Origin of the sequence: Denitrobacterium detoxificans, assembly GCF_001643775.1 — a bacterium.
GTDB classification, from domain to species: Bacteria; Actinomycetota; Coriobacteriia; order Coriobacteriales; family Eggerthellaceae; genus Denitrobacterium; species Denitrobacterium detoxificans.
On record NZ_CP011402.1, the window covers coordinates 27475 to 54073 of the forward strand.

A 26599-nucleotide genomic window follows, 5' to 3' on the forward strand; every position below is an offset into this window, starting at 1 on the left:
GTGGCTCTTGTCCTTGTGACGCTGTGCGCCTTCCTGGCTTTCGCCGCCCCCAATCTGGCATTCGCCGCAGATATCGAATCCAATACGCAAGACGATGCCGCAGCTACGGTATCCGCCCAGGTCGTGAACGACGACGAGGCTGTAGTCGAGGAAACCAACAATCCCCTTTCCTCCGATGAGCCCGCCGCCGTTTCTTCTGTGCAGGAAATCGCAGATGAGGCTGTGGAACTTGAAGGCGTCGAAACCCCCGTGGAGGGGGATGACGCGAATGCATCCGCAACGGAGGTTACCGACGAGCAGGCCCTCGAAAGCGAGGAGCCTACCGAGGAGGAAGCTTCCGACGAAGCGGATGATCCCGCCGAAACTGACGGCGTTTCCGATACCGCGTCATATGACGAAGACCTTCCGCAAGGGGAGGGAATCGAACAGGATGCGCCCTCGGTCGAGCAGACCGATAGCGGTCAAGACGACACCTCCGCAGAGACCATTGAGGCTCGCTCGGCATCCGCCGCAGCGAGCTCGTTCGTTTCGGAAAGCAACGAAGGAGCGACTACTTATATAAGTAATAGTGTAGAGGGCAGCGACGCGCAGAGCATCTGTGGCGTCACCGCCACCGCCGCCGCGAACGCCTTCGGCATGAACGCTCAGGGCGCCACCGACGAAGCCGCGGCCGCCGATGCCTCCGCTACGCTTTCCGATGCGAGCGAAAACGAAACCGAACTCTCCACCCTCGGTGCCGACGATGCAACCGCCGCCGCTGCCGAAAATGGAACGAACGAAAATGAAACCGCCGCCGCTTCCGAAAACGGAACCGACGGAGTGGATGCTCCCGGCAACGAAAATGGAACCAACGCCGTCGACGCTTCCGGTTCTGAAAATGGAACCGCGGACGCCAATCCTTCCGCTGCCGAAAATGGAACCGATGGTTCGAATTCTTCCGATGGTGAAAACGGAACCGAAAACGAAACCAACGGCTCCGACGAAAATGGCTCCGCCGAAAACGGAACCGCGACGGATGCCGACGGCTCCGCGACGGAAAACGGAACCGCTTCGACGGTTGCCGAAAACGGAACTAACGCCGCAACCGGAACCGACTCCTCCGCGAAGCAGAATGAAACTCGCGGTGCTCAGTCCGACCGCGCGGCAGGCATGGGAATTGCATCCGACGACGGCATAACCGGTTTGATTCCGATGGCCACGAGTGGCAGCTTCAGTGGAACCGGCAGCGATGTTTATTGGAGCGTTTCCGGAACCACGCTGACCCTCACCGCTTCCGGCACGGGCAATTGGACGGTCGTGGAATTCGGTACCTCGCTTCCGTGGAAGAGCTCCTACGGCAAGAGCTCCATCACGCGCGTGGTCATCGACTCCCGCATCGTTCCCACTAATTTCAAGGAATGGTTCCTTGGCTACGATCAGTTGGTGTCGGTGGAAATCGTCACCAACGGCAACGTCTCCTTCAATGTCTCGGGCGTCTCGAGCTTCGAGAGCATGTTTAGCGGATGCACCAACCTGACCACGATCACGGGAACGAATGGTTGGGCAACGAGCGCTACCGCTACCTATACTAATATGTTCTACAACTGCTCGAGCCTGCGCGCGCTGGACATGACCGGCTGGAGCATCTACGAGACGACGGCACGCGGCGGCATGTTTAATGGTCTTTCCTCCATCGTGCAGCTGATCGTTCCCAAGAGCGTGGTGCTCGATGGCACCGGCCTTACGGTTGCCCCCAGCCGCGGCACCACCGCCGGTACGTGGTCGGGCGGCAGCTTCAGCGGAAGCACTCAGGATCTGGTCGACCTCTACACGACGGCGACCACCGCCACGACGGACACCACTACATATAACTTCGCCTACACGTCTTACTTCGCGAGCAACGCCGACCACAATGTTATTTGGAGCTTCGACTCCAGCACGGGCGCGCTTACGCTTTCCGTGCTTGACGCGAGCAAGAGCACGACGGTTACCGAAACGGCTGCCGCTCTTCCGTGGCTCGCCTCCGTAGACTACAAGGCGATCACCACCGTGACCGTGGATGGCAGCGTTGCCAAGATTGCCCCCGCCACCCTGGAAGCTTGGTTTAAGGATTACGTCGACCTGACCGCATTCGACGGCTCGGGCTTCAACGTTTCCTCCACCACGAGCTTCGCGAGCTTGTTCGAGGGAGCCACCTATCTGGCCAACGTGAATCTGACTGGCTGGGAGATGCCTGCCAGCTCTGCTCGTACCTATATGTTCGCGGGTTGCTCGGGTCTGGCGCGCCTCGTACTTACTAATAAAGTAATCCTGGCGAATACCTCGCTGGGCAACACGCTTACCAAGCACGCCGCAAGCGCTGGCTCGTGGGATGTCGAAAATGGCGTGTGGTTCGGCACCACCGACAACGTGGTTACGCGCTATCCCGCCGACACTACCTTCGATGCCGAATTGGGCACCGACCCCATTACCTACGTCTGGCACGCCAATCAAATTGGCGGCCGCTTCGCCAACGACAACGCATGGTGGAAGTTCGCGGATAATACGCTCACCCTGGGCGTGGATGACGCCACGGGCACCGTGACGGTTACCGAGCTTGCGGCCGAGCAGCCGTGGCAGAAGGATGCAAGCGGCACGACCATCGTAACCAAGAGCAAGATTCGCTACGTGGTTACCACCAACGGCATCGCTCCCACCAATCTGGAAGATTGGTTCTATGGCTACACCAACCTGATTAGCTTCGATGGCTCGGGTATGGACGTCTCGCATGTTACGACCTTCGCGGGCATGTTCCGCAGCCTTACCCAATTCACCACCATGAATCTGACCGATTGGGAAATGCCTGATGTGACGCGTGGCAACATGTTCTATGGCTGCAGTGGCTTGGCAACGCTTACGCTCACTGATGGCGTTATTCTCGCTGGCACGGGGTTTGACGACACGCTTGCTGCTCATACGACGAGCAACGGCTCGTGGCAAACCTCCGATAGTATGTGGTTCGGCAGCACCGCAAACCTTGCGGCGCGCTACCCTGCCAGCTCGGCCACCTCGGGCAATGCGACCGGTACGTTCGTGTACGTCTGGTCCACGGGATTGAAGTCGGGCCGCTTCATTTCCAACGACAATGCCTGGTGGAAATTTAACGCCGACGATGGCACGCTGACGATTGGCGTTACCACCACGGCTGAGAATTCCAGCAAGGTAGTGACCGAGGTGGCCACGCTGCCAGCCAGCGGTGACCGCACGAAGCTGCTTCCCTGGCTCAACGTGCTCTCCTCGGTAACGAGCGTGCAGAAGGTCATCGTCCTGGGTGGCTTGCAGCCCACCAATCCCGAGGGCTGGTTCGCGGGCTACTCCAAGATGACGTCCTTCCAGAGCGCCGACTCCATCAACGCTGATGGCACGCTGAATGATGGCCTTGGCCTGGACGTGAGCGCTGCGACTGCCAATCAGTCGCTGGCCAACTTCTTCAAGGGCTGCTCCATCCTGGGTTCCGTGAAGGGTCTGGAATACTGGGATGTGAAGGACATCACCTCGCTGGCCTACTTCTTCTACAACTGCCCGCTGCTGCTGCTCGTTCCCGAGGTGCAGAATTGGGATACGGGCGAGGTGGAAGACTTCAGCTTCATGTTCTACAACACCCCCGACCTCACCGACATTTCCGCCTTGGCGAATTGGAATGTCACGAAGGCGACCACCTTCGAGAGCATGTTCGACAATGCGCGCTACGTGGTTACGCTCGACTTGAGCGGTTGGCAGATGCCTGCTGATGCGGTGCGCACGAACATGATGCACGAAATGGGCTCGCTGCGTACGCTCATCATTGGCCCGGGCGTGATTCTGGAAGACGCCGATTTTGAAAACGTGAGCTCCCGAGCCGCCGTTTCCGGCAGCTGGGATCGTACCGATGGGGGAGAGGCCGACCCGTGGTTCGGCACAACGAAGAATGTGGTTGATCGTTATCCCGCGGCGGGCAATTCCCTTCCCGGCACGGTGCACACCTATGTGTGGGCCGACGGTAGCCAGCGCGGTCGATTCCCCAGCAACGACAATGCGTGGTGGACCTACGACAGCACTACCAAGCAGCTGCTTATTGGCACGACGTTCCAGGATGCATCGCATAGCACCACGGTAACCGAGACCGCATACACTGCCTTCTTGGATGAGGTGCCCGAAGGCACCACCGAGCAGCCGTGGCTGGATGTCATCGAAGGTGGCAATGGCCGCTTCAACGTGAAGTCGATCGTGGTGAAGGCGGGCTCGAACTTCTACGCGACTAACCTTTATAAGTGGTTCCACCACTATGAGGCAGTTACCTCCATTACCGTGACGGGCCTGAAGCTGGCGGGAACCGAAAATCTGGAGAGCCTGTTCGAGGGATGCTACGAGCTGACGAGCATCAGTGGTCTTGCCAGTTTGGACGTTTCGGGCGCGACGAGCCTTGCCCGCATGTTCGCCGAGGATCGTAAGCTCACCGAGATTACGGGCGTGGGCGCATGGGATACGAGCTCGGTAACCGACCTTTCCGACCTGTGCTACAACGACTACAGCATGCTGCGCTTGGTGGATCTGGGCAACTGGAATACGTCCGCAGTGACTGACTTCTCGAATGCCTTCTACAACAACAGCAGCCTAACCACCCTGGACTTGCATAACTGGGATATGCGCGCGAGCGTCGAGCCGGCATCGCCGGCGGCGGGCGTAACCTATTCGCGCGCCCACATGCTGAAGCTGTGCGATGGCTCTTCGTTCACCACCGTTGCGCTGACGAGCCTGAAGCTTGGCCCGAACGCCATTCTGGCGGATACCGATTTCGACGACACGTTGCTCACGCGCAAGCCCACCGATGGATCGTGGGATGCTAGCGATGGCGTGTGGTTCGGCACCACGAGCAACATCAATTGCCGCTACCCCGCGGATAAGTCGGGTACGGTCAATGGCGTTGCCGGTGCCACGCTTCCGTCGGCTGAGCTCGAGTACACGTGGGCTGCGGGCCTGCTGCGCGGTCGCTTCCTGAACGATAACGCCTGGTGGACGTTCACCTGGACGAATAGCAACAAGGCTGGCACGCTTACCATTGGCGCCGACGGTGGCACCAACAAGCTGATTACGGAAGTCGAAGATATCACGGATCGCTCGATGCCGTGGCTGCCCGTCATTGGCGGACAGGCCAAGGTGACCAAGGTCGAGACCGACGCCTCGTACATGTTCCAGGCGCAGGACCCGACGGCGTGGTTCGCCGGCTATACCGCCCTTGCGAGCTTCAATGGCGTGGGCATGGACACCTCGAATCTGACCAGCTTGGCAAACATGTTCCAGAATTGCGCCGCCCTGCAGACGTTCACGGGCGTGGATGCCTGGGATGTCACGGGCGTGACCACCTTGGCTGAGATGTTCAGCGGTTGCGAGAACCTGGTCACGGTAAGCGGCACCAATAGCTGGGATACCCAGTCGCTGGAAAGCCTGTACCGCACCTTCTATCATTGCTACAAGCTGCAGACGCTCACTTCGGTTTCCGCGTGGGATACGTCTGAAGTCACCGACTTCCGCGAGACGTTCGCCGACGACTATCGCCTGGCCACGTTGAGCCTGGAAGAGTGGGACATGACCGCCGATAGTGCTGTATACACCAACATGCTCGCCGGCGATTACGCGTTGGCAACCGTGACCTTCGGTCCGATGGTGGTGCTGGATGGCACGGGCTTCGACAATACGCTGCAGCATGGCAATTCGTACACGCGCGAGGCAGCCGATGGCTCTTGGAATGCCGACACGGGTTGGTTCGGCAGCACGAACAACATCGCCTGCCGTTATCCTACGAGCAAGGCTGGCACGGTGAATGACATTCCCAACGCCACGCTTCCCGCGCAGGCCATTACCTACACCTGGGCGCAGGGCCAGCTAGCCGGGCGCTTCATCAACGACAACACCTGGTGGAGCTATTCGAATTACGCGCTTACCATCGGCGCCGATGATGGCGTGAACAAGATTGTGTACGAGACGGCAGCCGAGCTTCCGTGGAGCAGCAGCCTTTCCGGCGATGCCCACGTGGCCATTCCCACGCTGTACAACAGCGGCAGGGTTTCCAGCGGTGCCGCGCTGCGTGCGTACTTCAATATTCGCTCGATCTACACGCAGAATGGCGTCGCCCCGCAGACGCTCGAGGGCTGGTTCCAGAATTACAAGATGCTCGGCTACGGCACGGGCAATTCCTCGTCGAATTACGGACGCTTCGACGGTACGGGCATGGATGTCTCGGCTACGACGAGCTTCGAAAACCTCTTCAATGGCGATGACTACCTGCGCATCGTGGATATCTCCACGTGGCAGATGCCCGAGGCTTCGAGCCGCGAGGGCATGTTCGCGGGATGCGTCAACCTGGGCGACCCCACGGTTGGCAGTCTGACGCTGGGCCAGGGCGTGGTGCTGGAAGGCAGCGGCATCGACGGCCTGTCCACGCGCGGCATTACGCAGGGCCGTTGGCTGCTGATGGACGGCGAAGACGAGCTGTGGTTCGACTCTTCCGCCGAGCTGGAGAATCGCTATGGCACCATCGCCACGGTTACCGCGCGTTACGTAGACAACGCCATTACGACGCGCCCCGCCGATACCTATACCTATGTATGGGATAGCTCGAAGTTGGGCGGACGCTTCTATAGCAACCAGGATGCCTGGTGGACGTTTACTCCCACGTCGGGTAACGTTGCCACGCTTACCACGAAGGGCACGCTGGCCATTGGCGCCGACGTCGCCGGTGCCGAGGTAACCGAGGATGCCACCACGGCAAGCCCCTACGTGCTTCCGTGGATTGCGCCCCTGGGTGGCAGCAACTACCTGAATCGCGTGACGGCCGTGACCACGACGGGGCGCCTTGCTCCGACCACGCTGCATGGCTGGTTCCAGGATATGACCTCGCTGGTGAGCTTCGACGGCAATGGCCTGAATCCCACCAACGCGACGTCCATGGAAAAGCTCTTCTACAACTGCACGAGCCTTACCACGATCACGCATATCGACTTCGACACGAGTAGCGTCGAGAGCTTCGCGTATGCCTTCGCGAACTGCAAGTCGCTTTCCAGCCTGGACCTTTCCAAGTGGGATGTTTCCGCGGCCAGCGACTTCAGCCACATGTTCAGCATGAGCGACGCATACAAGGACAACAACAGTCTGACCTCCATCACGCTGGCTTCCACCACCAATTCCTGGAACATGCGCACCAACGCCAAGCGCGGCACGCCCACCTTGACGGGCATGTTCGAGAACCTGCGTTACCTGACCACGCTGGTGCTGCACGATAACGTGGTGCTCATTGGCTCGGGCATTGACAACGACATGTACTACCACAAGCCAAACGCCGGTTCCTGGGGCATTGGCTCCTCCGATAACCTGGTGGGTAACACGCTCAGCTTGGCCAACCGCTATGCCGACGACGACATCGGCCAGTATTGGCGCACCACCTACACCTGGTTCCCCGGCGTGTTCGTGGGTAACTTCGCCAGCAACCCGAATGCGTGGTGGCGCTATGACAACGGCCTGATCACTGTTGGCCTTACCGACAAGACGGGCGAGGCTCACGTGAGCGAATTCGAGGGTACGTACAACGGTGTCGAGTCGTCGCTGCCGTGGCGCGACCTTATCGTCGACCCGAATACGGCAACGGGCGAGGGCGCCACGCCGGTGTACACCTTCAGCTCCTCCGTGGATGACGGCGTGCTCATTCCCACGAATCTGCTGGGATGGTTTAAGGACTACACCGAGCTCACCACATTCGTGGGCGACGGCTTGAATTTCAGCGAAGCGGTTACGCTGGAGAACATGTTCTACAACTGCCAGAAGCTGGAATCGGTAACGGGCATTGGCACTTCGGGTGCCCCTTCCGCCACGAACACCAGCCTGGCGGGCATGTTCTACAACAACCTGCTGCTGGAGACGCTCACCGACCTGACTACGTGGAACACCACCAACGTGGGCGATTACACGGGCATGTTCCAGAACGATGAAACGTTGGCCAGCCTGGATCTTTCTAGCTGGAATATGCAGAAGGTCTCGAGCGACCTTTCGAAGGTATCCAACATGCTGGCTGGCTGCACGGGCCTGCGTTCCATGACGCTCGATGACGGCGTGATCCTGGTGAGCACGGGCTTCAACAACACGCTTACGAGCCTGACGGACACCGATGGCATGTGGCTGAACGTGAATGCCAGCGGTGACGAGGTGTGGTTCGATACCACTACGAATCTTGCGAAGCTGTACGATCCGGCCAATCCCACGCGTGCTGGACCCACGGGCCATCAGCTATGGACCTGGGACGATAGCCGCCTGGGTGGACGCTTCCCCAGCAATCCGAATGCTTGGTGGAAGTATACGAAGGACCCCGAGAGCGAAAACTTCGGCCTGCTCGAGCTGGGCGCCGATGGTGGTGCTTCGGGCGACAAGTGGGTGTACGAGACCGCTGCTGGCGGGTATGTGCATGATGGCGAGACGTGGGGCACGCTGCCTTGGCGTTCGGTCATCCTGAAGACGAACGGTACCTTCGACAATACGGCTATCACCGACGTTACCTCCATGGGCCACATTTCCCCCGTGGACCTTTCCCAGTGGTTTATCAACCATACTGCTCTGGAGACCTTCGCTGGTGCGGGCTTCGATACCGACAACGTGACCAGCATGGCGCGTATGTTCGAGGGTTGCTCGTCGCTTTCCAGCGTAACGGGCACCACCAGCTGGAACACTTCCAACGTGACCAGCTTGGCCAGCATGTTCAAGGGGTGCTCGAGCATCGTGACGCTGCCGAGCTTCTCCAACTTCGACGTTTCGAAGGTCACCGATTTCAGCAGCATGTTCGAAGGTGCGTCGAGCCTGACGTATGCCACGGGCATCTCTGGCTGGACGACTACGGCTGGCACCACCTTCAAGAATATGTTCAAGGATGCGCGCAGCTTGCTGTCGCTCGACTTCAGCAACTGGAATATGCGCGCTGATGAGCGCACCTACGGCGGAGTCCTCGCCAATGATTATGCGCAGGATATGATGTTTGGCTGCAGCAGTCTGCAGACTGTGGTGCTGGGTGCCAAGTTCGGCAATTCCACGTTGGACAATAGCAAGGAAGCTCCCGACGAGGCGGCTCCCACGCGTAAGCTCGAGTACGACAGTGGCTATTACACGTACGCCGACAATAAATATGCCAACAAGGAATACGAATTCTACGCTCCGGGCTCTACCTATCTTACGTTTGTGTTCGACAGCGAGATGTACCTGGGCTATCACGGCGGTATTTCCTATTACCATGGCGCGCATTCTGACACGCTGACGCTCTACAATGGCGCTGGCCAGGTGCTCAAGGCGTATAACGATGCGGGCCAGGAAGTCGAGCTTGCATGGGGCAATATGCGCAATGCTCATGTGACCTCGAACGATGGTTTCCTGCGTATCGTTATTAATTGGTGCGACTCTGGCTCGGGCTATCATTCGGGCAACATCAAGGGCATTGCCTACAGCGATAGCCCCATCTACTTCCTGGGTCGTTCTTCCGCAGATGCGGCAACGGCCTCGACGGGCGTGCAGAGTTCGGGCTATTGGACGCGCGCAACCGATGGTTGGCTGGGCTCGTGGGAAGAGCTCATGGCGAGCTACGACGAATTCGGTGGCGCTAGCATGGCGGGCACCTACACCTGGAGCGCTGGATCGTTCGGTGGCCGTTTCCCGAGCAACCTGAAGACGTGGTGGACCTACGACACGGGCGAGCTGGGTCTTCATGGTACGGGCGTTGCCGCTAACAGTCGCGTAACCGAAACCGCGAATACCAATCTGATTGATGCTGCCGATCGGGTTGCTGGCACCGAAATCTTCCCGTTTGAGTTCCTGCGTTTGTGGGTGACTCGCAGCTACGGAGGCCAGACGTACATCGATTCCATCGTTACCGATGGCAACATCGCCCCCGAGAATATGGAGAGCTGGTTTAACGGCTACGGCCTGCTTACTAGCTTCGACGGCAGTGGCATCGACACCAGCTATGCGACGCGCTTCAAGAACCTGTTCGCGAATAATGGTGAAGTGAAGAGCGGCAATACGGTTACGCATACCGGCCTTACCAGCGTGACGGGCATCTCCAATTGGGACACCGATAGCGTGGTAACCTTCGAGCGCTGCTTCTATGGCGATTCCGGCTTGGATACCATCACATCGCTTTCCGGTTGGGACGTGGAGGCTTCCACCTCGTTCGCCCATATGTTCTACAACGTGGATGGCCTTACCAGCTTGGATGACCTGCAGTTGTGGACCATCAACACTACCGACGACGTGGATATGCAGTACATGTTCTACGGCACGCGTTTCACGTCGCTTGACCGCATCGCCGGTTGGGATACCTCGAAGGTCACTTCCTTCAGCTACATGTTCGCCACGAACACCGCCCTGGCCCATGCGATGGCCATTGGCGCCAGCGGCACGAACTGGGCTATCGATGGTGCCGACCTGAGCTATCTGTTCTACAACTGCACGAGTCTGGAAGACGTTGACTTCAGCGAGTGGAACATGAAGGCGGCGGGCACCGTGTATACGAACATGCTGCTCATCGATTCCAATAAGACGTGCTCGCTGGTAACCGTGCGTGCGGGCGATAACACCATCCTGTATGGCACGGGCCTTACCAATAGCCTGAATGATCGCGACATCGCCGATGGCATGTGGATGCGCGAGGATCGCGCTTGGTTCGACAGCACCACCAAGCTTGCCAAGCTGTATCAGAGCGATTCGACCCGCTACAGCGGCACTTGGGCGTATACCTGGCAGGCCGACCTGCCTGGTGGTCGCCTCATCAAGGAGCGCACGGTCACTACCGTGGATGGCTCCACCGTGGTTACCGATGTCGATAACGACTACGTGTGGTGGCGCTACCTTCCCAACGAAGACCCCACGACCGGCGGCACGCTGGCCATTGGTACCGATTACGAAGGTGCGACCCCCGACCTTACCGTCATCAATGCCTATGACGAGCTGCCTTGGCTGCCGCTGGTTACCAATGGCCTGAAGATCACCGCCATCTCCTTCAATGGCGGCGTGAAGATCATCAATCCGAAGGACTGGTTCAAGGGTTACCAGTATGTGGTTACCTTCGATGGCTCGGGCATCGACTTCAGCGGTGCCGATCCCTTGACGACGTACGTGGCGGCTGACGGCACCACGAAGACCGCAACGGGTACCCTGGAGGGCTTCCTGCAGGATTGCTCCAACCTGACGACGGTTTCCGGTGTGGCCAACTGGCTGAAGCCGAACATCGTCTCGCTCAAGAACCTGTTTGCCAACGACGGCAGCCTGTCTACCATCGACGGCATACGCTACTGGACGGTGGGCAACATCACCGACATGTCGGGCCTGTTCCAGGGCGTATCTCAGATTTCCAGCCTGTCGTTCCTGCTTAACTGGGACGTGAGCAACGTCGAGCACTTCGACAACATGTTTAATGGCGCGACGAGCCTGGGCAATCTGGATTACATCCGCGGTTGGAACACCGCTTCCGCCACCACGATGTCGGGCATGTTCCGCGGCGATACGAGCTTGACCAGCGTTGACCTTACCGGTTGGGACGTAAGCAACGTCACCGACTTCAGCTACATGTTCTACGGCGACAGCGGCGTGACCACGATGGATATCAATACGTGGGATATGACGTCGAGCACTAACCGCGCCTACATGTTCGCTGGCCTTACCCAGCTGGGCACGATCACGCTGGGTGAAAAGGTCGTTCTGACGTCTGCGGGCTTCGCGGGAACCACCTCGAACACCACGGGCATTTCCACGCGCCAGGCATCGCGGGGTCGTTGGCAGCTGCGTGGTGGCCTGTGGTACGACGGTACCGACCGCTTGGCCGAGCGCTATGCGGCGGGCGTGCAGCCTTCCGAGGTTTCCACGTACGATTGGCAGGGCGGTAAGCCGGGTGGCCACTTCAGCAGTAACCAGAATGCATGGTGGACGTACGACCCGACCACCTACACGCTGACCTTCGGTCTGGACGAGGGCACCACGGGCGAGGCGAACATGCAGGTGAGCGAGACGCGCACCGCGCAGACGTGGGTCAACGACACCACGGGTACCGTGCTGAAGGGCGATACGCTGCTGAATGGCACGAGCACGTACGTGCTTCCGTGGCTGACGGTGGCAACGCCTTCCAACACCAGGTACGTGGTGGCCCGCAACAACATCATCGTGCTCAATCCCGCAAGCTGGTTCAGCGGGTATGGCGAGCTGTTGGGCTTCACGGGCTCGGCTATGGATGCCAGCCATGCCAAGGACTTCAACTCGATGTTCTACAATTGCTACAAGCTGGGCACGCTCACGGGCGTGGTTGGCTGGGACGTGAGCAGCGCTACGAACATGAGCTACATGTTCTACGACGATAATGCGCTGACCGATCTCTCTGGCCTGGCTGGCTGGCAGACGGGTAACGTCACCAACTTCAGCTACATGTTCTATCATGCGAGCGCTCTTACCGATGCTACCGCGATCAGCGATTGGGATACCTCTTCGGCTACGAGCATGTCGCACATGTTCTGCTACGATTCGCTGCTTACCGACGTGGACTTCCAAGATTGGGATATGCGCACCAGTGGCGATGGCGTGACGCGCACGAGCCTGGATCTCACGAACTTCTTCTACGGCACGGGTGTCGTTCGCATCACGCTGGGCAATCAGTCGTGCCTGGATGGCAGCTACCTGATCAGCCTGCATCCCGACAGCTATGGTCGTTGGTGCCTGCCGAGCGATACGTGGTTCGGCAACACCTCGGCGCTGTTGGCTCGCTATCCGAAGGCGGGCAACAGCCTGGCCGACCCGCTGACGTATACGTGGGATGGCCTGCACCTGGGTGGCCGCTTCGAGAACGAAAATACCTGGTGGGTGTACACCATTTCCAGCCACCTGCTGACCATCGGCAGCGATTCGGGCGACGACAAGGTCATCACTGAAACCTCCGACGACCTGCCGTGGGATGACCTGCGCGTGTACAACAGCTCGTATGTGGGACGCGCGCTCATCCAGTCCATCAACACCGACGGCGCTCCCATTCTGGAAAGCCCTGCTGGTTGGTTCCAGGGCTATGCGTATCTGACGAGCTTCGACGGCACGTACCTTTCCGTGACGGGCGCCGAGGACCTTTCGGATATGTTCGCGGACAACCCGCGCCTTACGAGCATCACGAACGTGGCCGGTTGGGACACCAGCAGTGCCACCAATATGTCGGGCATGTTTGCCAATGATTACGGCCTGCAGAACAACGATGCGCTCACCAGCTGGAACACCAGTAACGTGGAAGACTTCAGCAACATGTTCAGCATGGCTACGAGCACGTCCTTCACCACGCAGCTCACCAGCCTGGACCTTACGGGTTGGGATATGACGAATGCCACCACCGTGGATGGCATGCTTTCGGGATGCAAGGCGCTTACGAGCCTGCTGCTCGACAAGCAGAGCGTGCTCGCGGGCAGTGGCCTGGACGACACGCTGGCCAATCGTTCTTCGCGCGATGGCCGCTGGGTGCTGGGCCAGAAGGTCAACGGCGTGTGGAATTACGGTCGCACGGCCATCGATGCCACGCACGACACGGCCAATACCTGGTGGGGCGGTAGCCCGCAGCTTTCCGCCATGTACAAGCTGGGTGGCAACACGCGCGGCGACGCGATGCTGTACACGTGGGATGGCACGACGCTAGGCGGCCGCTTCGAAAGCGACGAGCGCGCTTGGTGGACGTACGTGATTGCCACGACGACGCTCGACCTTGGCACGCAGGACGACGATCGCATCGAGGTTTCCGAAACCTACGATATCCTCCCGTGGATTAACATCGTTCCGCTGTATGCAGTGACCACGATCACCAGCCATGGGCAGTTGGTGCTTCCCGCTGATTCCAACCAGTGGTTTGCCAGCAGTCCGTTTGAAAACAGGGATATGATCCCCGACAATCATGACCTGAATACCTGGTCGAAGAACGCGCTTGATAGCTGCGTGTACGATCCCAAGACGGGCAACCTTACCTTCCACGGTGGCGGTGGCAACGGTACCGTGTACATGCCCGTGTACCTGGATGAAGGCGACTATGCCATGAGCCTGGATTACCAGGTGCCCTACTATAGCGGCAATCAGTCGTACATGGGTCTGGAATTGGATACCGCCCTTTACCATGCTCCTTCCGGAAACAGTGGCGGCGGTTATCGCCTTGCATTCATCCAGTTCGCAATTGGCGCGAGCTCCATCACCAAGGCTGCGGTTGGATTCTCCATTACGACTCCTGGTACGTACTATCTCATTTTCCAGTTGGATGGCCTGAGCGACTCCGCAAGCATGACGGCGCTGTTCCGCAACGTCCAGCTGGTGAAGAATCCCGGCTACATCATTCTCTCGTCGTTTGATGGTAGCGGCATCGATACGTCGCGCGTGGAAAACGCCTCGAAGATGTTCGCCGAAGATGGCAGGCTTGCCACCGTAAAGGGCGTTATCGGCTGGAATACGAGCAATTTCGAGAACATGAGCGGCATGTTCCAGGATGATGAGAGCCTCGCGAACATTACGCTTATGCGCAATTGGGATACCTCGGGCGTTACCGACATGAGCTACGCGTTCGCGGGCTGCACGTCGCTCGTTGACAATGCGGGCATCGCCGGTTGGGATACCAGCAGCGTGCGGAACTTCAGCCACATGTTCTATGGCGACACTGCGCTCGAGACGCTCGACGTGAGCAAGTGGAACATGCAGGCCGCTACCGACCTGACCGACATGATCGGCGTCGACGAGGGCGACACCAATTCGCTGACCACCATCATCGCAAGCCCCACTTCGGTGTTGCTGAACAGCGGCATGGATGATGACCTGGTCGACCGCAAGCCGCAGGATGGCTGCTGGGTGCTGCAGAACGGCACGTGGTTCGACAGCTCGAGCCGCCTGGCAATGCGCTATCCCGTAACCAACAACAATACGCATCCGGGCGTGCTTACCTACGTATGGGATGACACCATCCTGGGTGGTTGCTTCACGCCCGATAGTGGCACCTGGTGGAAGTACGTGAAGGCCGACGAGGAACTCATCATCGGCGCCAGCAGCACCACCGACAACACGGTCGACGTGCTTGCCGACGACCTGCCCTGGATTCCCGCTCTGGGCTATGCGGAGGTTGACGGCGATGAAGAGGCCACGGCTGCCAGCCTGAAGGCCGCCAAGGATCGCATTACCACCATCAGCTCGCAGGGTGGCATCATCGTGCACAACCCGGCTCACTGGTTCGAGGATTACGACAATCTGACCGCCTTCGATGGTAGTGGCATGGACGTGCAGCAGGCCACGAGCATGTCGCACATGTTCGCCGGCAACGAGCAGCTTTCGAGCTTCACGGGTGCCGACGCGTGGAACACCTCGAAGGTGCAGGACTTCAGCTGCATGTTCATGGGCGACGTGGCCATGGAAGATGACGACCTTGCGTGCATGCTCAACTGGGATACCAGCGAGGGCGTCACCATGGCGAGCATGTTCGAGGGGTGCGAGGGAATTACCACCCTCACCGCGCTGCGCAAGTGGGACACCAGCGACGTGACCTCGTTCGCGCGCATGTTCTACGGCTGCACGTCGCTGACCGACCAGAGCGGCATCCGCAACTGGGATGTGACGGGTGCCGACCTGACCGAGATGTTCGCCGCATGCAGCGCGCTGGAAACGGTCGACTTCAGCAAGTGGACGATGAATGGCACCGTTACCGATATGCTTGCGGGTGATTCGGCGCTTCTGCACGTAACCACGGGCACGGGCACGGTGCTTGCCGGCACGGGTCTGGATGACACGCTGGCGAACCGCACGCCCGACAATGGTAGTTGGAGCCGCGATACGTCCGCTGGTGGCGCAACGTGGGCCGACAGCTCCTCGAAGCTGGCCGAGCTCTACACGCTCACTAACAACGCGGGCGCCTTCACCTACAACTGGGAAGAGATCATCCGCGGCCGCTTCAACAGCAACGACAACGTTTGGTGGGAATACAACGTACAGACCAAGACGCTCACCATTGGCTACGACGGCCCCAACGGCGGCGACTACAACGTTACCGAGCTGGCTGGCGATCTGCCCTGGCGTGCGCTTGCCCCACCCGCTGGCCATGAGGGAGAAGAAGGCTACACCAACGTCATGGAGCATGTCGTGTTCCAGAACACGGTGCGCGTGGACAACCCGGCTAGCTGGTTTGCGGGTCACACGGCGCTCCAGGATGTGGAAGCAACGTACCTGGATGTTTCCGAAGCTACCTCCCTTGCATCCATGTTCCAGGGTTGCACCAGCCTGACCACCATCGAGGGTACCGAGAACTGGAATCCCGCGAAGGTGACCGATTTCAGCAACATGTTCAGCGGCGCCCGCAAGCTCGAGGAGCTCGACCTTACCGGTTGGCATATGCGCGGCGACAACGTAGCCAACATGTTTGCAGGCGCGGCTTCGCTCTACACCATCACGCTCGAAAGCGATGCCGTGCTTCAGGGCGCTGGCCTTGAGGATGTTCCCTCCTTCGCTCTGCATGCAGGCGTTTGGAAAGCCAACGGCACCATCGTTCCCGCAGCGACTTCCTCCAACGAAGCCGGCGACACGTCGTCGTTCGTATCGCTCTATCCCGCTTCTGGCGGCAGCGTTTCCGGCGTAGTGACCTACACATGGTCGCTCGAGGGCGTTTTCGACAGCAATCCCAATGCGTGGTGGCGCTACGACGCCGATACCAAGACCCTGTATGTGGGCGCGAATGGCGCTGACAAGGTAGTCACCGAATATGGCGACTACGACGGCCATGCAAGCGACCTGCCGTGGCGTGACTCCCTGAATCCCTCTCGTGTGGAGCATATCGTGATGCAGGATGGCATTGCTCCTGCAAATCTCTCCGCATGGTTCAGCGGCTATGACAGCGCGACCTTTGAGGAAACGCTCACCTACGACAATCTGAAGTCCTTCAACGCCGCCGGCTACACCGACGACAACGGTGTCGTGCATGAGGGCGCGAACGTGACCGCCACCTCGAGCTTCGCCGACATGTTCCGTGATGACGCTTCGCTCGAGGCCGTAGATATCCACACCTGGAACATGCTTCCCAACGCAAGCCGCGATGGCGGTTCCGGAAGCGGTGCTCCCGTGCTTGACGACATGTTCACGGGTACGGGCCTCACCATGATCACGCTGGGCAACGAGACGGTGCTCGATGGCACGGGCTTCGCCGCCAACTTGAACGATCGCACCACTGCCGATGGCATGTGGATGACTGACCCCGAGAAGGATGGCACCGCCACCGTCGAGAACGAAGAGTGGTTCGACACCACGGCGCATCTGGCTGGTCGTTACACCGCCAGTGGCAATGACATTGGCTCTGAGACAACCTTCACGTGGGTTCCGGGCAAGGGCGGCTTGTTCGGTACGAGCGGGGACGCCGAAGATGCCTGGTGGGCGTACGAGGAAGCCACCAATACGCTGTGGATTGGTTCCGCGCGCAACCAGAAGAAAGTTGTGAGCGTGGACGGTGCTGCAGTGCCGTGGGCGAAGATTATCGATACCGATGAGGTGCGTCACATCGAGACGCGCGGCCAGCTCGCCCCGACTACGCTGCGTGGCTGGTTCGCCAGCAACGAGCTCACGTCTACGAATTTGGACTACAGCACGTGGACTCCCTCCGGTGGCGTTCAGGGCAATAACTACAAGGTCAGCGGCAATACCATGAGCATTACGGGTGGTAGTGGCAATGGCTTGGTTACCACGCCGGTGTACCTGCTTCCCGGAACCTATACCCTGTCCACCGATTACACGTTGTCTGACTGCACGAGTTGGTATGTCAATCGTGGCCTGTGGCTGACCATGGCCACGCGTCGTGCGGAAACCGCATCGGGCACTTCCGGTTACGACCTCGGCTACGTCTTCCTTCCCGCCGCGAGCAGCGGGCCCGCTTCCTTCTCGTTCACCATCACTACCGCGGGTACCTATTACCTCTCGTTGCACTGCAATGAGGTCAACGATGGCCACACTGCTCGTCTGACGCTCGATAACCTGATCGTTTCCGCATCGGGCAAGTCATATGACAGCCTGGTGAGCTTCAATGGGTCGAACTTGGATGTGTCTGGCACGGCTACGGCTGCCGGCATGTTCAGGGCAGATCATGCGCTTGAGACGGTGGATATGAGCAATTGGGAGCTCTCCACCACGGCCGATGTTTCCTACATGCTCGACGGATGCGAGGGCGTCACCACCATCACCTTGAATAGCGGCTCCATCTTGGAGACGAGCCAGCTTCCGCAGAAGGACGAGCTGGGATCCTGGGTGAACGTGACTCCTGGTAGTGCCGATGAGGGCTGGTTCGGTACTAACCAGAATCTGATTGACCGTTACCCGAAGGCCCAGGACGCAAAGGGGAACACCTTCACCAACCAGACCTACGTGTGGGATACCAGCGTCATCGGTGGCCGCTTCCCGAGCAACGACAATGCCTGGTGGCGTTACTTCGACGAAGACACGACCTTCAACGGCACGCCGGTGAAGGCGGGTACGTTGATGTTCGGCATGGATGGCTTCGCCAACCAGACCACGTGCGTGGTAACCGACAGCGGCACTGATATGCCGTGGCGCGACGTGCTCGAGCCGGGCAGCGTGCGTTACGTAACCGCCGATGCCACCAATGGCAAGGTGAACCCCACCAACTTTACCAGCTGGTTCTACAACACCGATGGCTTCTACGACAACCTGGAGACTTTCGATGGCACCAACCTGCAGGTGACCGCGACCACCACGAGCTTCGACAACATGTTCCGCAACTGCGATAATCTGACCACCCTGAACTTCACGGGCTGGTATATGAGCGCCGCTTCCACGCGCGCCAATATGCTGGCGGGCGCTACGGCCCTCAACGACCTGACCATCGATGAGGGTACGTTGCTGGCAGACGCTGGTCTGGATCCCACCGTCTTCAAGGATGCCCAGGCCGCGCGTTGGCGCGTTGAGGACTTCGTGGCAACCGAAACGTCGGACAAGACGTTTGCGGTGGGCGACTACTTCACCACCAGCGAACTGAAGGCGCTGTACCCCGATGCTTCTCGCAGCAACTACCGCACGGTGCACTACCACTGGTATCCGGGCACCGTCGTGACCTTCAAGAAGAACAGCTCCGCCGCGACTGGCGAGATGGCCGACGTGTTCCTGCCCTTCGGCTTCGAGTACACCATGCCGGTGTATTCGCAGGATGCCGTGGTGAAGGTGTTCGAGTGGACGGGCTATCGTCTGCGTTGGTGGAACACCGCGGCCAACGGCACGGGCGACGAATACGAGGCGGGCAAGACCTATACGCCTACCGACGAGATGTTTGGCGAGTACACTACGCTGTATGCTCAGTGGGCCCCCATCCAGCATTCGAAGATCATCTACGACCCGAACAATCCCTCCGCGCATCTGCGCAGCGGCCACGATAGCTATAACAGCTACCTGGGCGACGCGGGTGACGATATCGAGATTCCGGCGCTCAATGACTGGTACTACGCACGTGGCTACGACATCGTGGGTTGGTACACCAAGCCCGACGGCACGGGCGACTACTACGAGGCTGGGACGATCTATCGTCTGCGTTGGCTGAACGATGGCATTAGCCCCGCCTGCACCGAAGGCGAGACGTACGAGTCGGGCGGCAACATCTACACCACCGCCGTTCAGACGCTGTATGCCCACTGGGCGCCGCGCGGCAACTTCATCATCAACTACGACACCGACGGCGGCACGCCCGCCATCGCGGCTGGCACGGGCATCAAGTGGGATCAGGACAACCTGTTCCCCAAGGTTGATGGCACCGTGGTGGAGCCCAGCAAACCTGGTTACGTGTTCCAGGGCTGGTACTACACCATCGATGGCACCAACTACGATGTGAAGCTGGAAGAGGATACGCAGTACATGGCACTGCGCGCCTTCCTGCTGGACGTCGACGAGGGCGAAGGTTACGACGACAACGCCGTTGCCGTGAAACTCATTGCCAAGTGGGTTGCCGGCTACGTTGACATCACCTACGTGGCAGGCACCAACGGCCAGGTGGCTCGCAACTACACGGGTGCGGAATCGGGTACGTCGGTTTCCGAGAGCATCTACGCGCTGAATCCCACGCATAGCGAGGATGGCCAGGGCATTGGCGGCATGGCCATTCCCGATACGGGCTATCACGTAGCGTACTGGATCAACAACGTGAATGACACGATCATCAGCAACCAGGATTACATTGGTGCGAACGACCTGTACAACATCGCGTTCTGGGATGGCACGTACCATGCGGTTACCTTCACGGCCATCTTCGAGCCCAATTCCAACACCATCGCCTACGTGGGCAACACCACGGCGGCCGATATCGTGCAGGCGCAGGGCTCCATCGCCAATGGCCAGGCCACGCGTGGCGTTTACTACCAGATTGCAAGCGGCGGCACGACCACGGGCATTTACCGTCCCGGCTATAGCTTCCTGTATTGGACGCTCAACGCCGACGGTTCTGGCCGTAGGTTCTACTCGGGCGACCTGGTGAACGACTTCGCCGCGAGCAATGGCATTCCCATTACCCTGTTCGCCAACTGGCAGGAGCTGGAAACCAAGGTAAGCTTCGGCGTGCAGACCGGCGGCTCGTTCACGCATGATGACACGGGCGCCACCTCGTGGACCACCACCATCGCGCGCGTTACGGGCGAAGCTCCCACGGTCACCGCAGTGGCTGCAAACGGATACCACTTCGTGGCATGGCTCGACGCCGCTTCGGGTGCCCAGGTGAGCTCGGAGGCCGAGTTCACGCCTACGCGCACGGGCAACTTCTGGCCCGCGACCATGAGCTTCATTGCCACGTTTGCCCCGAACACTTATACGGTGAGCTTCGACATGGGCGAGGGCGCGGGTAGCGTAGACGACCTGACCGCCACGTACGGCACGGCGTTCCGCCTGCCCATGGCTACCAATGCATCGCGTACGGGCTATACGTTCGGCGGCTGGACCACCGGCCCCAACGGCACGGGCACGCTGTATGCTGATGGCGACCTGGTGGAAGATAACCTGGCGTACGAGCAGGATGCAGTGGCTACGCTGTATGCCAAGTGGATTCCCACTACGTATCAGGTTGCTTTCCGCTCGGGTGCTGCGGAAGCCACGGGCACCATGGCGAACCAGACGCACACCTACGACAGCGCCAAGGCGCTTTCCGACAACGCATTCGCCTATGCGGGCCATACCTTCGCCGGTTGGGCGATTACTCCCGGTGGCGAAGCGGTGTACACCGACGCTGCGGACGGTACGGTGGATGGCAAGATCACCGTCATGAACCTTTCCAGCGATGGCACCACGGTTACGCTTTATGCGACGTGGGTGCCCACGCAGTACGCCGTGACGTTCGTCGCGGGCGATCATGGATCCATGAGCGGGTACACTGGTCCGTATTCCGTGGCTTATGGCGATGTGCTTGATGGATCGCTCGTTCCCTCCACCTCGCCGGCTGCCGGATACAAGTTCTCGCATTGGGCATACGTGATGACCGTGGACGGCACTCCCGTGAAGGTTGACATCACGCAGGATCCTACGCGCGTGCATGTGTGGGGCAATACGGTGTTCACGGCCGTCTGGCTTTCCACGAGCACCTACCTGGTGCGCTACTCGCCGGGCGACCATGGCGCGTTTGGCGAAGTGGAGAACGTGACGTATTGGACGGGCGTGGCAAATGGCGCCAGCATGAGCGACTATCCGTTCCCCGGCAATACGGGCACCAGCATCTACATCGACACCATCGAGACGAATCCGCGTAACTTTGGCAACCCCGCAGCCGATCCCGGCTGGAAGTTCCTGGGTTGGAAGTGGACCGTGGATGGCGTGACCTACGCCACCTACGCCAATTCCAATGGCTGGACGGTTTCCGAGCTGCCCACCATCGTTACCTCCGACCTGAACTTCTCGGCTCAGTGGGAACAGAGCCAGCAGGTGCTCACGTTCGATGCCAACGGCGGCACCGCGCTTACCTCGAACCTGTCGGCACGCGCCGTTACCACGAGCGATAGCGTCGTGCTCCCCGACGCAACCGACGTTGCGCGCGCGGGTTACACGCTCGCTGGTTGGGGCTTGTCCTCTACGGGCGCAGCGGCCTACGCTCCTGGCGCAACCGCCACGTCGATTACGGGCAACATGACGCTGTACGCCATTTGGGAAGCCAACACCTATACGCTCGTGTACGACACCCAGGGCGGTAGCGTCATCGCGAACCGCACGGGCGTTGGCTGGACACAGTCCGACCTGCTCAATGGTATTGCCGATCCCACCAAGCCTGGCTTCTCGTTCGTGGGCTGGTACGTTGGCACTTCCGAGGATTCCTCGCTGGTAAGCTCCACCACGCAGTTCTCGGCTGTGGCCAGCGGCAGTGCCAATGGATCCATCGGCACCATCTACGCATGGTGGCGTGAGGACGTTGGCAAGATTACCTATACGGCAGTTACGCGCAATGCGACTACGGGTGCGATGACCGTTACCACGGGTGGCTATGTCAACCGTACGTCCGAGACGATCGCGGCCGTTTCCGACAACGAGGCTACGGGCTCCGCGGCGTACTCGCGCACGGGCTATAGCTTCCTGTACTGGATGGATGCCGCGGGCAATATCGTGGCAACTACCTCGTCGTTCAAGCCCACCAAGGATGCCTACGATGCCGCCAACGGCGTGTACTCGATCTGGGGTAACCCGACGGCATTCTACGCGGTCTTCACGGCGCATGACTTCACCGTGAGCTTCGACGTGAATGGCGGCACGGGTGCGCTGGATGACATCGTGTTCACCTACGACGTGCCTCAGAACATCCCCACGGCTGCGGCTGGCGGCATTACGCGCGCGGGCTACACGTTCGGCGGCTGGACCACCGGTAGCGATGGCTCGGGTACGCTCATCGGCGACGGTGAAAGCGTGAAGAACCTCACGGGTGCTGCCGGCGGCAAGGTGACCCTGTACGCATACTGGGAGGTTGCGGCATACACGCTGACCATCAACGGCAACGGCGGCGCCTACAACACCGCTTCCGCCTATGGTTCCAACCTGAAGCCCGACGGCACGCTGCAGTTCCCGCTGAACGCCTTCGCCACCATGCACCTGCCGGCGGCCAATGCGTTCCTGCGCACGGGCTACGTGCTCGATGGCTGGTCGGAGCTGGCCGAGGGCGCCGTTACCTACATTCCCGGCGCAACGTACACCATGCCCACGGGCAACGCTACGCTGTACGCTCACTGGACGCCCATCACCTACACCGTGAGCTTCAGCCCGAATTCCAATGACACGACGGGCTCCATGACGAGCGTGACCTTCACCTACGACGTGGAGCAGGCGCTTCCCGGCAACGGCTTCTCGCGCGTGGGATACGACTTCGCCGGTTGGAAGACGGCTACGGGCACCACGGTCTACGGCGACCGCGCCTCGCTTTCCAACCTGACGTCTCAGGCTGGCGCCGACGTGCTGCTGTATGCACAGTGGACCCCGGTTGGTTACTCGGTGTCGTTCGGCACGAGCGACACGGGCAAGGGCACGGTTTCCGCTGACGCGCTAACGGTGCTCTACGGCGACAAGGTGTCCACGGCTGCGGTTACCGTGAATGCGGCTCCCGATTACACGCTCGATGTCTGGACCTACGTGATGACGCGCAACGGCGTGGAAATCGCCTCGGGCGAAACGCCCAACCCCGCACAGATCGCCATCCTGGGCGACACGGTATTCACCGCCCAGTGGACCAAGGTGCTTTCCGTGACGTTCCTGCCTGGCGAACATGGCGACTGGGCGTACCGCGATGAGGGCACCTACTTCGAGAGCAAGACGGTGGGCACTGACGTGACCTTCGCTGGCCCCGTTGAGGGCGGCGCGCCGCGTTCCGTGGTGGATGCCGATGGCGTGCGCTGGACCTTCGTGGCATGGGTCGACGGCAATGGCAACACCATGACGGGCCTGGATTACACGTTCGGCGACTCGAGCGTGGTATACACGGCCCATTGGATGCGCGACATCGTCATCACGTACTCCTTCGAGGATGCCACGGGTACGGTGCAGGGTGGATGGAGCGACGCCTCCATGGCCGACGTCGAAACGCGCACCAACTACACGCAGAACGACAATCCCTACACGCTGCGCGGCACGGCCGATGTGGAGCGCGCGGGCTATCGCTTCGACGGCTGGGCGCTCGACCAGGCGGGTACCGTAAGCTACGCGCCGGGCGAGGAAATCGAGCTCTTCGATGCGAACGTCACGCTCTACGCGCGCTGGACGCAGCTGCACTACACCGTGATCTACGATACGGGCGAGGGCACCTACGTTCCCACCCGCTACGACGTGACGTGGGATAGCAACGATATCGTTCCCACCGATGACCCCGAGCATGTGGGCTACTACTTCATTGGCTGGTACTACTCCAACGAGTTCGACCAGAGCGATCTGTCGAAGTATCGTGCACGCGAGGGCGATAGCTTCTCTACGCTGGCCACCGCCATGGGCTATGGCTACGACGAGATCACGACCCTCATCCTGTATGCATGGTTCACGCCCGAAGAGGCCGTGCTCCATTACGCCGTGAAGGAAGGCAGCGGCACCATCGAGCCCGATTCCGAAACGGTTAACGCGGGCGACGGCAAGCCGCTGGGCGCCACCGCAAGCGCGCGTGCTGGCTATAAGTTCGCTGGCTGGCGCGATGCTTCCGGCGTCCTGGTGAGCCGCAACGAGGTGTTTGCTCCCACGAAGCACGCTGATGACGTGTGGTTCACGGGTACTACCTGGTACGCATACTTCGTGCCCATCAGCTACACCATTACCTTCAACGGCAATGGCGCCGATAGCGTGTCTGCGGGCATTCAGCCGCTCGATGCGACCTACGATGAGCCCGTGGCCCTTACGCCGGTGGCGGGTGGCTTTGAGCGCGAGGGCTACACGTTCTCTGGTTGGAATACGTCGGCTTCCGGCACGGGCACCACCTACGCTGATGCCGAAACGGTCATCAACCTGGCCAACGTCGACGGCACCGTGGTTCCCCTGTATGCCATGTGGACCGAGATTGGCCACGTGGTCACGTACGATCCGAACAATACCATTCGCGGTAGCGTGAACACGCCTCCTTCCGGCGCACTGTACAAGACGGGCGAGACGGTGACCACCGCCAGCTCGAGCGACACCACCAATCTGTGGCGCTACGGCTACGCGTTCGACGGTTGGGCGCTCACGCCCAACGGCGCGAAGGTGTATGGCTTCGGCGATACCTTCGTGATGCCCAACTACGACGTGACGCTCTATGCGCATTGGACGCCCTACACCTACACCGTGGAATTCCATGGCAACGTGTGGGATGCCTATTACGACACCTCGAGCGGCCTGCCGCAGAGCGTCACCGTTTCCTATGGCGAGCAGGTGAACATCGCCAACCGCTTCAAGCGCGAGGGCAACCACTGGGTAGGCTGGATCATCGAGGGCGCTTCCGACAGCACGCTCACCAGCACCACTTCCCAGGGTTACATGGAGAACCTGAATTACCATGACGGCGCAACCGTGCACTTCTACGCGGTGTGGGAAGCCGAGCGCGTGACGGTTACGTTCGCCAGCAGCGATATGGCGAAGGGCACCATCAGCGGCAGCGATAGCCAGACCGTCTGGTATGGCGACACCGCCGATTACGACAGCGTGGTCATTACGCCTGCCAACGACTACTTCCTGGCTGGCTGGACCGTCTACTACGAGAGCCAGGGCACCACGACGAGCCGCGACTTGACGATCGAAGAGGCGAAGGCCTGGACGGTCATCGGTCCTACGGTCTTCCTGGCCAAGTGGGCTGCCGGCTACACGGTGAGCTACCGCACGGGCGATTACGGTGACTTCGAAGAGGGCGTGGAAGGCACGAGCTACTTTGGCCACGTGCAGCCTGGCGACAAGGTTCCCACGTTCGGTGGCTATCCCGCCTCCACCGACGCCACCAAGACGTTCGGCGGTTGGGAGCTTGCCGACGAGAACGGTAACGGCACGGGCGTCATTTACAAGCAGGTCGACCTTTCGAAGGTTGATGGCCTGACGGTCGATTCCGCGCTCATCTTCATCGCGCGCTGGGTCAACCTGGACTTCAGCATCACCTTCGATGCGAACGAGCCCACGGGCGCCGATGCCCATACCGGCACGATGCCCGTTCAGGGATTCCAGTACGGCTATGGCATGCAGCTTGCTCCGAACGCCTACGAGGTGAACGGCTATCGCTTCGATGGCTGGAACACCAAGGCCGATGGCACGGGCACCGACTATAGCGACATGCAGGCCATCACGCTGGCCAGTCCGACTGCCTCCTTCACGTTGTATGCGAAGTGGGTTGCCAAGACCTACGACCTGATCGTGGATGGCGGCGACGAAACGGGTGGCACGCTCGGCGAGGGTACGGGCTTCACGCATGATACGCGTACGAGTGGTTCGGTGACGCAGGACATCTACGTTGCCACCGTTACGTACGGTCAGGGCGTTTCGCAGATCATCGGCGTGACCGAGAATGCTGGCTGGCGCCTGAAGGGCTGGAAGTGGACGAGCGTGAAGGATGACGGCACCACGCTTTCCGGCACCATTACCTGGAACGGCA

The 26599-nt window shown here is 60.1% G+C and carries 1 protein-coding gene (cut by a window edge); it reads left to right on the top strand.

Translation table 11 applies throughout. The annotated features are described in order from the left end of the window. A protein-coding gene (locus AAY81_RS10325) for a BspA family leucine-rich repeat surface protein (protein ID WP_066659853.1) crosses the window boundary here: on the top strand, window positions 1-26599 show its 5' portion. The gene runs 18923 nt beyond the window's last position; the window shows 26599 of its 45522 coding nt (coding positions 1-26599); its start codon is at window positions 1-3; its stop codon lies beyond the right edge, outside the window.